The sequence below is a fragment of the Halomonas sp. AOP43-A1-21 genome (assembly GCF_052376775.1).
Classification (GTDB): domain Bacteria; phylum Pseudomonadota; class Gammaproteobacteria; order Pseudomonadales; family Halomonadaceae; genus Vreelandella; species Vreelandella colorata.
The window spans coordinates 91926-104208 of the sequence record NZ_JBQSWC010000011.1; the positions used below are offsets into that span (position 1 = coordinate 91926).

The following is a 12283-nucleotide window of genomic DNA, read 5'->3' on the forward strand; positions in this document are numbered from 1 at the left end:
TCATCGCTGGTCGTCAAATACCTCGAAATCAGCTCATAAACAAAAGCGAACATTCGCCGCATCCCCAATTCCAGGCTTTACGCCCCTTAAACGGGTAAGCAATGCCCCATCAAGAACTTGGCAAACGATCAAAAGGGCTGACGGTTCCAGCACGTCGATCGCCAATGACATGCGTGTAGATTTCTGTCGTTCGAATGTCGCTATGCCCAAGAATTTCCTGAACCGTCCTGATATCGCTCCCCGATCTCAATAACTCTGTCGCAAAGGCATGCCGAAAGGTATGAGCCGTCACACGCTTGGTGATTCCCGTGGCCAGAACGGCCTGCCTCAATCGCCGCGAGTACGATGAATGATGAAGATGGTGGCGGCACACATAACCAGCGATGGGATGAACGCATCTTGTTACGGATGGGAACAGGTACTGCCAACCAAAGTCCTTCATGGCCGGTCCATACTTCTTGTGAAGTGAGGCCGGCACTGACGTAAGCCCGAATCCATCGGCCAGATCGGACTCATGTACAGCCCTGACATGGGCGAATTGTCGCTCCATGTTTTCTCTTAGATTGCCTGGAATCAGTGTGTATCGATCTTTTCGTCCCTTACCGTTGAATACGAGCAAACTGCGGCTTTTTAGGTCGATGTCTTTCACGCGAAGCGAAAGAGCTTCGTTGATTCTCAAACCGCATCCATAAAGAAGCGCAGTGATGAGCCAATACTCTGCATCCATGTTTTGAAGAATAGAAGCAACTTCATCGGGACTCAGAACGGTTGGCATGCGTCGAGGCGTTTTCGTCATCTTGTAGTGTAGGTTTTCAATCTCCCGCTTCAGCACATGCTTGTAGACAAAAATAATCGCGCATAGCGCCTGATTTTGAGTGCCCGGACTGACTCCCCGATTGACGGCGAGGTGATTCAGGAAACGCTCAATTTCGTGATTACCCATGACTTTTGGGTGCTTCTTGTCATTGAAAAGGATGAACTGACGAACCCAGTAAAGATAGGACTTCTCGGTTCGGTAGCTGTACTGCTTTGTCCTAATTTCTGTGCGGACCGATTGTAGAAACGGTGATTTCGACACGCTCGCCCTCCGTGGCTGAATGCTGTATGTACGTACAGTTATAATAAAAAACACCCAAAAACGCCAAAATTCTTGCGGCTTAATTTGCACGGCCCTGCTCGCTTTTCACAATGCATCTCTGTAGGTATCTGTTTCAGCATGGGAAAAATTCGACCCACTGGATTTAACGTGCAAAAACGTGCATAAATATCCCGCGTGCACACTTTTCACAGAACCAAAAGCTCAAAAGCCCCCTGAGATGGAGGGGTAATGATCTGAAAAATCGAGGTTATTCAGGTTGTGAAGCAGTATTGGACTGGGTGATGGTGTTGCGGTTTAATAAGAAAGCAAACTAATAAGCTGTTAGCTATTACGAAAATTATTGAAGGAGATCGAGATGTCCGAAGGTTCACCAGAAAATATCGAGCAACTTGGTTCGATCAATAAAAAGATCGTGGCCGAAGGAGAAGAGCTTCCCGCAGTCACCCTTAAAGATGGAAGTAAGGTACAAACAGGTACGGTTGCCACGATGCTCCGCAACGTCGCTTTATACAACGCAGGTGAGCGTGGCGAGGTAGAAGAGCAGCTGAAGATCGCAGTACCGACCTTGATTAAAGTTGGATTGTTTGAGCTATTCTCCGTTGATGAATGGATTAACGGTCAAAATCCTGGGCGTAGTTTAGTTGGCCTGTACGCTAAAGAATACCTTGGCAAACAAAGCTAACAAGTCGCTGCAATTGACCGCTGTTCCGCTTCGCTCTACAGCGGCAACTGAGCTTCGGCGTTAAAAGGTAAAGCATGAATTCACAGCAAGTCACAGCAATCGCGCTAAGGGTTATTTCGATCTGGCTGCTGATTGAGGTTGTCTTAAATTTGCCGAGTCTTTTTCTGGCTTACTCGAGCATCGAGCAGTATCAGCAGAAAGAGATGCCGCTAGTCGCTTACATCGGCCTTATTGGATCTTTCCTTCTCATCGGTATTGTTGCCGTATTTTTAATCAACAAAGCGGCGAAATCCGTTCTTTCACGCGCCCAGACGGATTCAGAAAGTTCCTTAAGTAATGATTCTCAAAAGGCGCTTTTTCAACTGGCTGGCTTGTACTTCGTTGTTGATGCAATCGTTTACCTACCGCGTTCCCTGGGGTTTATCCCAAATACAGCAGACATCTCAGTTTCCAGTTTGCTTTGGACGGTGGGGCTGGCGTTTCAGCTTGCCGTTGGGTTATGGCTTGTGACCAACTCGTCTTTTTGGCTGAACCTATTCCAGAAACTTAGGGGGCGGGCCTGATGCCTTTTAACAAGTCGCTTAAGTTCGTTCCCGGCCTGTCGGCCGTCCACCGGACGGCTTTCAGCCGCCGCTTAGCTATGCGTTATTCCGAAATCTGAACGTTCGCTTTGCGACCAAAGCTACGGGCGGCCAATTTATTGTGGCATCCTCCAGCTACAGTATGAGTATGGTGGTACGACCATTGCTCACTTTTAAGCCTCCCCGAGGAAGTTATCTGTATCTGTGCTCTCACTGGATTACATCGCTGGTCGTGAAATACCTCGGGTGAATCGCCGCTTGCGGCGAGAGGGCAGAGCCCTTGGAGCAAGTGCTCCTGTTTTTACACACCAAATTACACACCGTGTAAAAACGAAAAATGCCCCAAAAGCCTTTGCTCATGGGGCATTCACTCACTCACCAAAAGAAGTACACAAAATTCACTATATACTCCGGAAGAAGGGGTTTTTTAATTTTGAGATCGATATACAACAATGTGCATGTAAAAAAGATTATCAGTAACAACGGTGGCGCTCTATAGTGCATCGCCTATAAGTAAGTGCTTAATGGGTTATATAAGACTTAGATTCTAGGCTCGTGATTCTATCAATGTATCAAAGGGAAGAGTGAATGCATACCACTGATCGACAACGGACGTTTACGGAATACGCGCTGATTGTATTAATGCTGGCAGTGGTAGCGTTGATGCTTTGGAAGCTTGTTGGCCTGCTTATCTTGATTTTTGGTGCGGTGGTGGGCGCCTGTGTGCTGCAAACCTGCATGGCGCCGCTGCTACGGTTGGGCGCGCCCCGATGGCTTGCGCTGTTAACCGTTATTATTGGCTTGATAGTGGTCTTGGGGCTGATCAGTTGGGGATTTGGGGCGCAGGTATCTTCCGAGCTGGAAGCCTTGACCTCATTGCTGCCCGATGCTTGGGAGCAGCTGCAGGAGCGTATTGAGGGAACATCGCTGGCGCCGCTGTTGGATAACGCCGCTGAGCGAGCAGGCAGCATGTTTGGGAACGGCATTTCTCAAATTGGCATGGTCGTCGTCTCGATGGGGGGGAGCGTGGTCAACTTCTTCGCGCTTATCGTGGGGATGGTTTATTTTGCGGCGCAGCCGGACGTTTACCGCCGTGGTTTACTGTTGCTTGCCCCGATTAAAAGCCGCCCACGTTTGGGAGAGGCGCTTGACGATAGCGGCAAGGCGCTGCGTTTCTGGCTGGGCGGGCAGTTAGTGGCCATGGTGGTCACCGGGCTGTTGGTGGGTATCAGCATGTGGTTGCTAGATGTTCCGGCGCCGCTTGGGCTGGGGCTTATTGCCGGGCTTCTGGATTTTGTGCCGCTGGTGGGGCCGCTTGTCGCAGCGATTCCTGCGCTCTTGCTTGCTTACACAGTAAGCCCTCAAACGGCGTTGTTTGTATTGATTGCCTACACGGTTATTCAGCAGATTGAAGGCAATATTTTACAGCCGCTGATCCAGCAGCGCGCTGTGAATCTTCCTCCCGCCATGCTGCTGTTTTCGCTATTTGCTGCCAGTACGCTGTTTGGGGTGGCAGGCCTGTTATTAGCGGCCCCGCTGACCGTTGTGGTGTTTGTGATGGTTAACCGCCTTTACGTCACGCGAGAAGAAGAGGCGTCGTAGTCATGCATATCGATGTGTGCTGCACATTAACAAAGCAGGTGAATGGAGGCTCAGGTGTATACACAAGCATTGATCGATGAATTCAAGTCGGGAATTTGCCAATCGCTCGATGTCTGGAAGATGTCCCCCGACACCCAAATTGAATTGCTGACCACATCGGAAAATGCCACGTTCGTTGCTCAGGATCCTCACACCGGTGACAAAAGGGTAATTCGCGTTCATCGCCCCGGGTATCACGAGCGTAGGGAGATCGAGTCCGAAATTACCTGGATTAATGCCCTGCGTGCCTCCAGTAATATTCACACGCCACGACCGATTAGCACCACTAGCGAAAACCCTGTCGTAAGCATCCATACGGGTAATCGCGAGTTTCACGCGGTAGCGTTTGAGTATGTGAGCGGCCATGAACCCCATGTTGGGCAAGAGCTGCCTAACTGGTTTGCAACGCTGGGCGCCGTCACGGCCTCGTTACATAAGCACAGTAAAGCGTGGCAGCCACCCAAAGGATTTACGCGTAAGCGCTGGCATCTCGACACCATGATTGCGCCTGATGGGTTGTGGGGGGATTGGCGAGAGGCGCCCGGCATTAGTCGTGTCGATAAAAGCGTAATCCACCAGGCCATCGAGCATATTTATAGCTTTATCGCCGAATATGGTGATCGTGGAGACCGTTATGGGCTGGTGCATGGGGATTTGCGGCTAGCGAATTTATTAGTCAGTGACGACCGGCTCACGGTGATCGACTTCGACGACAGTGGCTTTTGCTGGTACGCCTACGACTTTGCCGCCGCGATCAGTTTTCACGAGCTCAATCCCATGGTGCCCGAATTGCGCGATGCGTGGGTCCGTGGCTATCGAAGCATGGCTACGTTCGAGGAGGAGGACGTAGCAGCGCTGGATACGTTTATTATGCTTCGTCGCATTATGCTCAGCGCTTGGTTGGCAACGCATGCAGAAAGCCCCACCGCCCTTGAATTGGGCAAGGGGTATATTCAGGGCACCGCCCATTTAGCCCGCCAGTATCTACACGCTAGATCTTGCGTGATGTATTAGCTTCTATGTGAGTGCGGCGTTAAGCTTAGCGCCATTATCCACGTTGACCATAGCGCCTGCTTGATTGCAGGCGCTTTTGGCATTGAAAAGGTGAAGGTGACTGTATGTCAACGATAACGCCCGCGGCGACCACCAGCTATCGGGTGCCGCTGATTGCCACGGCAGCAATCGTACTCGGCGCATTAGTGATAGGCGTGGTGTTTGGCGCTAATACTGGCCTACTGATGATTGTGGGCGGTTTATTGGGCATGGTGCTGTATCACGCAGCCTTTGGGTTTACCGCTGCCTGGCGGGTATTTATTACCGAGCGGCGTGGGCGTGGCCTGCGCGCACAAATGGTCATGCTGGCGATTGCCGTTATGTTGTTCTTTCCTGCGCTGGGCGCCGGTACCCTATTTGGCACTGAGGTACAGGGGTTTGTATCGCCTATTGGTATCTCCGTACTGTTTGGCGCGTTTCTGTTTGGTTTAGGCATGCAGCTTGGCGGTGGATGCGCCTCGGGCACGCTATTTACGGCGGGTGGCGGCAATGCGCGCATGCTGATTACCCTGGTGTTCTTTATCGTGGGCTCGGTCATTGGTACGGCGCACTTCGCGTGGTGGCAGAGCTTACCTGCTTTTCAGCCGGTCTCGTTGATTGATATTGCCGGTACGGGTGGTGGAATAGCGATCAGCCTGGTGCTGTTTGCCGCCATCGCTGCCTTTACACTGGTGATGGAAAAGCGTCGTCATGGCCAGTTGGAAAGTACACCGGTGGTTGAAAAGCCGGGTGTTGAACGCTGGCTAACCGGGCCCTGGCCACTGTTAGCCGGGGCGGTTGCCTTGGCGCTTTTGAATTTTGCCACCTTGGCGCTGGCTGGCCGCCCGTGGGGCATTACCTCGGCCTTTGCATTGTGGGGCGCCAAAGGGTTTGAGCTGGTGGGCGGTGATGTTAGCCAATGGGGTTATTGGCAGTCCCAAGGTAACGCTGCAGCACTTGAAGCCAGCGTATGGAGCGATATCACCACGGTGATGAACGTTGGTATTATGCTGGGGGCGTTGGCCGCCGCGCATTTGGCCGGTCGTTTTGCGCCTAACTTTAAAATTCCGCTGCGTTCGTTATTGGCGGCAGTCATCGGTGGGCTAATGCTGGGCTATGGTGCGCGCCTGGCGTTTGGCTGCAATATTGGCGCTTACTTTGGCGGTATCGCCTCCGGTAGCCTGCACGGCTGGGTATGGCTGGTTGCGGCGTTTGCGGGCAATATGTTCGGCGTTAAGCTGCGCCCGTTCTTTTTCGGCGGTGTGGAAGGTCGTAAGCCGGTTGCCAAAACGAGTTAATCGCTTGTGCAATTACTGTCTTAAATTCTGTCTTAAATTCTGTCTTAAATTCTGTCTTAAATTCTGTTTGAAATACCGTTTTAAGAACCGTTTTAAAAACTGTTTTAAAACCATTTAAAAGCTGCTTTAAGCCCTGCGCCCTGGCCCAAAGCCGGGGCGTTTTTTATCGTAATCGGTGTGTCACTTCCACCTTTGTCGTACTAGCATGTTACATTATTGGCAAACGCCGCCAACGCCCAGCGTTGCTGCATTGCAATAGAATTTGACCCGAATGAGAGCGCCTATGTCCACGACGAGTAAACGCCCCTTATATATTCCTTACGCCGGTCCTTCTTTACTTGAAATGCCACTATTGAACAAAGGCAGCGCGTTTACTCAAGAGGAGCGATTGGCGTTTAACCTGATTGGCCTACTGCCGCAAAATGTCGAAACCATTGACGATCAGTTAGAGCGCGCTTATCGCCAGTACCAGCAGTGCAATAGCGATCTTGAACGCCACATTTATCTGCGTGCCATTCAGGACGACAACGAAACGCTCTACTTCCGATTGGTATCCGAGCATCTGGAAGAGATGCTGCCGATTATCTATACGCCGACCGTTGGTCAGGCGTGTCAGGAGTTCTCCAATATTTATCGCAATCACCGGGGCCTGTTTATCGGCTACCAGGATCGCGAGCATATGGATGACATGCTGCGCAGCGCCACTAAAGATAACGTTAAAGTGATCGTGGTAACCGACGGCGAGCGTATCCTGGGTCTGGGCGATCAGGGCATCGGCGGCATGGGTATCCCAATTGGTAAGCTGGCGCTTTATACCGCTTGTGGTGGCATCAGCCCCGCGCATACCCTGCCGATCATGATCGACGTGGGCACCAATAATCAGGCGCTGCTGGACGACCCCATGTACATGGGCTGGCGCCATAAGCGGGTAGGCCAGGAAGAGTACGATGCCTTTATGGCGGAGTTCATTTCAGCACTAAAACGCCGCTGGCCCAATGCGCTGCTGCAGTTTGAGGATTTTGCTCAGGCTAACGCGGTGCCGCTGCTTGAGCGCTATCGCAACGAGCTGTGCTGTTTTAACGATGATGTTCAGGGCACGGCATCCGTTGTCGTGGGAACGCTCATGGCGGCCTGTCAGGCGCGTGAAGAAACCATTGCTCAGCAGCGTGTGGTATTCGTTGGCGGCGGCTCTGCCGGTTGCGGGATTGCCGAGCAGGTTGTGGTCGCAATGGAAGCTGAAGGCCTGACGGAAAGCGAAGCGCGGGCGCGAGTGTTCGTTGTCGACCGCGAAGGCTTGATGACTTCAGATCAGGAGTGGCAGCGTGATTTCCAGCGCCGTCTGGCGCATGACCCGTCGTTGGTCGCCGAGTGGAATGGCCAGGGCCTGGAAGAAACCATCGCCCAGATGAAGCCGACGGTATTGATTGGTGTGTGTGGCCAGCGCGGTATCTTTACCGAGCAGGTAGTGAAAACCATGCACGCGGGCTGCGAGCACCCGGTCATCATGCCGCTTTCCAACCCGACCTCTCAGGCGGAAGCGGTGCCTGAAGACGTGATTCGCTGGACCGATGGTCAGGCGTTGGTCGCTACCGGCAGCCCCTTTGCGCCGGTGGTGTATAACGGCCGTACGTACCCGATTGCCCAGTGCAACAATGCGTATATCTTCCCGGGTATTGGGTTAGGCGTGATTGCCGCCAACGCGAACCGGATTACCGACGAGATGCTGATGAGCGCCTCGCGGGCGCTGGCGCGTGAAGCACCGATCGTTAAAGAGGGTAAAGGCGCGCTTCTACCGCCACTTTCGCGTATTCGGGAAATCAGCCAGTCGATTGCCTTCGAAGTTGCCGCCACCGCCCAACATAATGGCGTTGCGTTGACGACCAGCGGCACCAAGCTACGTGAAGCTATCGAGAAAGCGAGCTGGTCGCCTGAGTATCGTACCTATCGTCGCCGTGCCGTTTAAGGAATAGGCAAAAAAAAGCCCCCACCGAGGTGGGGGCATGCAAGCATTGGTAGGTATTACTTAGGCTGCGCCGATCATTTTGCGCAGCACGTAGTGAAGGATACCACCGTGGCGGTAGTAAGCCAGCTCGTTGACCGTATCAATTCTGCACTTGGCATCAACGGTACGTTCGTTATCACCGTTTTTGATCACGACCTGGACCGTTTTGCCGGGGCTTAAATCACTTAATCCCGCAATCGATACTTCCTCATCACCGGTTAATCCCAGCGTTTCACGCGTCTCACCTTCCGGGAATTGCAGCGGTACCACGCCCATGCCGATCAGGTTGGAGCGGTGGATACGCTCGAACGACTCGGCAATGACGGCGCGCACGCCCAACAAGCGTGTTCCTTTGGCGGCCCAGTCGCGCGAAGAGCCGGTGCCGTACTCTTTACCGGCAATCACGACAAGCGGCGTGCCTGCTTCCTGGTATTTCATGGCGGCATCGTAAATCGACATCTGCTCGCCGCTGGGCACATAGCGGGTTTCACCCCCGACCACGCCATCCAGCATCTCGTTTTTGATACGCACGTTGGCGAAGGTGCCGCGCATCATAACTTCATGATTACCCCGGCGCGAGCCGTAGGAGTTGAAGTCGACCGGTTTCACTCCATGCTCCTGCAAGTAGCGGCCTGCGGGGCTATCCGGTTTGATAGCGCCGGCGGGTGAAATATGGTCGGTGGTTACCGAGTCGCCCAACATGGCGAGAACGCGGGCATTGCTCACATCTTCGATGGGGTCGGGTTCGCGGCCCATACCTTCGAAGAAAGGCGGGTGCTGAATGTAGGTAGATTCAGGCCACTGATAAACCTGGCTTTCAGAAACATTAATCGCCTGCCACGTTTCATCACCTTCAAATACCTCGCCGTACTCTTTACGGAACATCTCGGTATTTACTTTTTCAACGGCCTCGGCAATTTCGGCTTGAGAAGGCCAGATATCTTTCAGATAAACCGGGTTGCCGTCACTGTCCTCGCCCAAGGGATCTTTGGTTAAATCGCGCTGAACGTTGCCTGCCAGCGCATAGGCAACCACCAGGGGGGGCGAGGCGAGCCAGTTGGTTTTGACCAGCGGGTGAACACGGCCTTCGAAGTTACGGTTACCCGAAAGTACCGAGGCCACGGTTAAATCACCCTGGTTGACGGCTTTCTCGATCGCCTCAGGCAGTGGGCCTGAGTTACCGATACACGTTGTGCAACCATAACCGACCAGGTTAAAGCCTAAAGCGTCTAGATCGTCGTTCAAGTTGGCCGCCGCCAGATAATCGGTGACCACCTTGGAGCCTGGAGCCAGCGAGGTTTTCACCCAGGGCTTGGTAGCCAGGCCTTTCTCGCGCGCTTTGCGGGCCAGAAGGCCAGCGGCCATCATGACGCTAGGATTAGACGTATTGGTGCACGAGGTGATGGCGGCAATGACCACAGCGCCTGGATCAAGGCTAAAGGCCTGATCGCCAATCGTGACGTCCTGGCTACTGGCATGCTTGAACTCGCCTTCAAGGCTGCGCTCAATGCCTACGGCCGCTTGTCCACCTTCAGAGTCGAACTTGCCTTTTTCCGTGGTGGGCTGAGCCTTGGCATCTTCCTGCATGATTTTATCAAAAGCCGCGGCCATATCTTTTAGAGCAACACGATCCTGCGGACGCTTGGGCCCTGCAAGGCTTGCTTCAACTTCGGTCATATCCAGGTGCAGGGTATCGGTGAACACCGGCTCGTCGCCAGGCTCACGCCACAGCCCCTGGGTTTTGCTATAGGCTTCTACCAGCGCAACCTGCTCATCTTCGCGCCCGGTTAAGCGCATATAGTTCAGCGTTTCGTCATCGACCGGGAAGAAGCCACAGGTGGCGCCGTATTCGGGTGCCATGTTGGCAATCGTCGCGCGGTCAGCAAGGGGCAGGTCTTTCAGACCATCGCCGTAGAATTCGACAAACTTACCCACAACGCCTTTTTTGCGCAGCATTTCGGTAACGGTGAGGACTAAGTCCGTCGCGGTAATGCCTTCACGCAGCTTGCCGGTCAGTTTGAAGCCGATCACTTCCGGAATCAGCATGGATACCGGCTGACCAAGCATCGCCGCTTCGGCTTCGATACCGCCTACACCCCAGCCGAGTACGCCAAGGCCGTTGATCATGGTGGTATGAGAGTCGGTGCCTACCAGGGTATCCGGGTAGGCAAAGGTGGTGCCATCTTCTTCTTTGGTCCACACGCTGCGGCCCAAATACTCAAGGTTGACCTGGTGGCAGATACCGGTGCCGGGCGGCACTACGCTGAAGTTATTGAAGGCCTGCTGACCCCAGCGCAAAAACTCGTAGCGTTCACGGTTGCGCTGCATCTCAATTTCGACGTTCTCTTCAAACGCCGTGGCATTGCCAAACTTGTCGACCATGACAGAGTGGTCGATTACCAGATCAACCGGAGAAAGAGGATTGATGCGAGCGGGGTCTTCGCCGAGCTTTTCTACCGCTGCGCGCATGGAGGCTAAATCGACTACGCCGGGTACGCCGGTAAAATCCTGCATTAATACGCGAGCCGGGCGGTAGCCGATTTCACGGCTGGATTTACCCTCTTTCTGCCAGTCGACCAGCGCCTGCATATCTTCCTGGTCAACGCTTTCATCATCGGCAAAACGCAGCTGGTTTTCGAGTAGAATTTTTAGCGTTTTGGGGAGCCGGTCAATGTTGCCAAGCGCGTCGGCGGCTTTGGGAAGGCTATAGTAGTGGTACTGCTGGCTACCCACATCCAGCGTTTGCAGTGTATCGGGTGTATTACTCATGCCTTTCTCCTCTTATTGCGTTGCGCGGCATTTCGCTTAGCGCGACGGTCACTGTCTTCCTTTTTAGTATGGCTTACATAGTAGTAGGACATGGGTGTTTATAAAGGCTGATTCAAGGTGTCTTCGCCTAATAGCCAACGCTTAACCTTGCAATCGCTTGTACTTGGCGCCATTTCAGGCAAACTCTCTGCGACTTTATCAGCTAGATTTTACAAGGTGGTGTCATGGAAACGCGTCATGAACGTTTGATTATTCTTGGTTCCGGCCCGGCGGGATACACAGCGGCCGTGTATGCAGCACGAGCTAATTTAAAGCCGCTGCTGATTACCGGAATGCAGGCGGGTGGCCAGTTAACCACCACGACAGACGTTGATAATTGGCCAGGCGATGATCAAGGGGTACAAGGCCCTGAGCTAATGGAGCGGATGAAAGCGCACGCCGAGCGCTTTAATACCGAAGTGCTGTTCGATCATATCAATGACGTCAGCCTGGATGAGAAGCCGTTTACCCTCAAGGGCGACAGCAGCATCTACACCTGTGACGCGTTGATTGTAGCAACCGGCGCCAGCGCGCGTTATATCGGCCTGCCGTCTGAACAGCAGTTTATGGGCCAGGGCGTTTCGGCGTGTGCAACTTGCGACGGATTTTTCTACCGTAACCAGGAAGTCATTGTGGTTGGCGGCGGCAATACGGCGGTGGAAGAGGCGCTGTATCTTTCCAATATCGCCTCGAAAGTTACTCTGGTACACCGTCGCGATTCGCTGCGTGCCGAAAAGATCCTGCAGGATAAGCTGTTCGAAAAAGTCGAGGCGGGCACCATTGCGCTTGAGTGGTTCCAGGAAATTGATGAGGTGCTGGGCGATAACACAGGCGTTACCGGCGTACGCCTGAAATCAACGCTGGACGGCACGCTCAAAGAAATTCAGGCCCCAGGGCTCTTTATCGCCATTGGCCACCATCCCAATACCGGCATTTTTGAAGGCCAGTTGGTAATGAACGGTGGCTATATCAAGGTGAATTCAGGGCTTGAAGGTAATGCCACTGCAACCAGCGTGCCCGGCGTGTTTGCCTGTGGCGATGTCATGGATCATATCTATCGCCAAGCGATTACCTCTGCGGGTAGCGGCTGTATGGCTGCGCTGGATGCCGAGCGTTATCTGGATGGCATTGCCTAGGCTG

General features: G+C 53.3%; 9 protein-coding genes. 7 read left to right on the plus strand and 2 right to left on the minus strand.

The genetic code is table 11. From position 1 onward, the window contains the following. Positions 1 to 109: 109 nt before the first annotated feature. Positions 110 to 1078, minus strand: a complete 969-nt coding sequence (locus tag ACT3R7_RS08445; protein ID WP_496199002.1) for an integron integrase — start codon at positions 1076 to 1078, stop codon at positions 110 to 112. Between the two features lie 376 nt (positions 1079 to 1454). On the opposite strand from ACT3R7_RS08445, the gene ACT3R7_RS08450 reads away from it, so the two are divergent. The 6 genes from ACT3R7_RS08450 (at position 1455) to ACT3R7_RS08475 (ending at position 8296) form a co-directional block, all read left to right on the plus strand. After that, positions 1455 to 1781 carry a DUF7709 family protein gene (locus ACT3R7_RS08450; protein ID WP_192532262.1) on the plus strand — a complete coding sequence of 109 codons (327 nt, stop codon included), beginning with the start codon at positions 1455 to 1457 and terminating at the stop codon, positions 1779 to 1781. 74 nt (positions 1782 to 1855) lie between these two features. Next, positions 1856 to 2344 carry a hypothetical protein gene (locus ACT3R7_RS08455; protein WP_138435700.1) on the plus strand — a complete coding sequence of 163 codons (489 nt, stop codon included), beginning with the start codon at positions 1856 to 1858 and terminating at the stop codon, positions 2342 to 2344. Positions 2345 to 2950: 606 nt separating this feature from the next. Further along, complete coding sequence (locus ACT3R7_RS08460) at positions 2951 to 3964, plus strand: AI-2E family transporter (RefSeq protein WP_496199003.1); 1014 nt, start codon at positions 2951 to 2953, stop codon at positions 3962 to 3964. A gap of 54 nt (positions 3965 to 4018) precedes the next feature. Next, positions 4019 to 5017 (plus strand): phosphotransferase enzyme family protein, encoded by a 999-nt coding sequence (locus tag ACT3R7_RS08465; protein WP_496199004.1) that lies wholly within the window; start codon positions 4019 to 4021, stop codon positions 5015 to 5017. Between the two features lie 104 nt (positions 5018 to 5121). Continuing rightward, complete coding sequence (locus ACT3R7_RS08470) at positions 5122 to 6333, plus strand: YeeE/YedE family protein (RefSeq protein WP_496199005.1); 1212 nt, start codon at positions 5122 to 5124, stop codon at positions 6331 to 6333. A gap of 283 nt (positions 6334 to 6616) precedes the next feature. Further along, the gene (locus ACT3R7_RS08475; RefSeq protein ID WP_496199006.1) at positions 6617 to 8296 is read left to right on the plus strand and encodes an NAD-dependent malic enzyme; all 1680 of its coding nucleotides are present in this window, start codon (positions 6617 to 6619) and stop codon (positions 8294 to 8296) included. Between the two features lie 60 nt (positions 8297 to 8356). Here ACT3R7_RS08475 and acnA read toward each other — a convergent pair whose 3' ends face one another. Continuing rightward, on the minus strand, positions 8357 to 11104 hold the full coding sequence (gene acnA, locus ACT3R7_RS08480; RefSeq protein ID WP_496199007.1) for an aconitate hydratase AcnA: 2748 nt from the start codon (positions 11102 to 11104) through the stop codon (positions 8357 to 8359). Positions 11105 to 11328: 224 nt separating this feature from the next. Here acnA and trxB point away from each other — a divergent pair, with 224 nt between their 5' ends. Next, a complete protein-coding gene (gene trxB / locus ACT3R7_RS08485) occupies positions 11329 to 12279 on the plus strand; it encodes a thioredoxin-disulfide reductase (protein ID WP_496199008.1) in 951 nt (316 codons plus the stop codon). Positions 12280 to 12283: the final 4 nt, after the last annotated feature.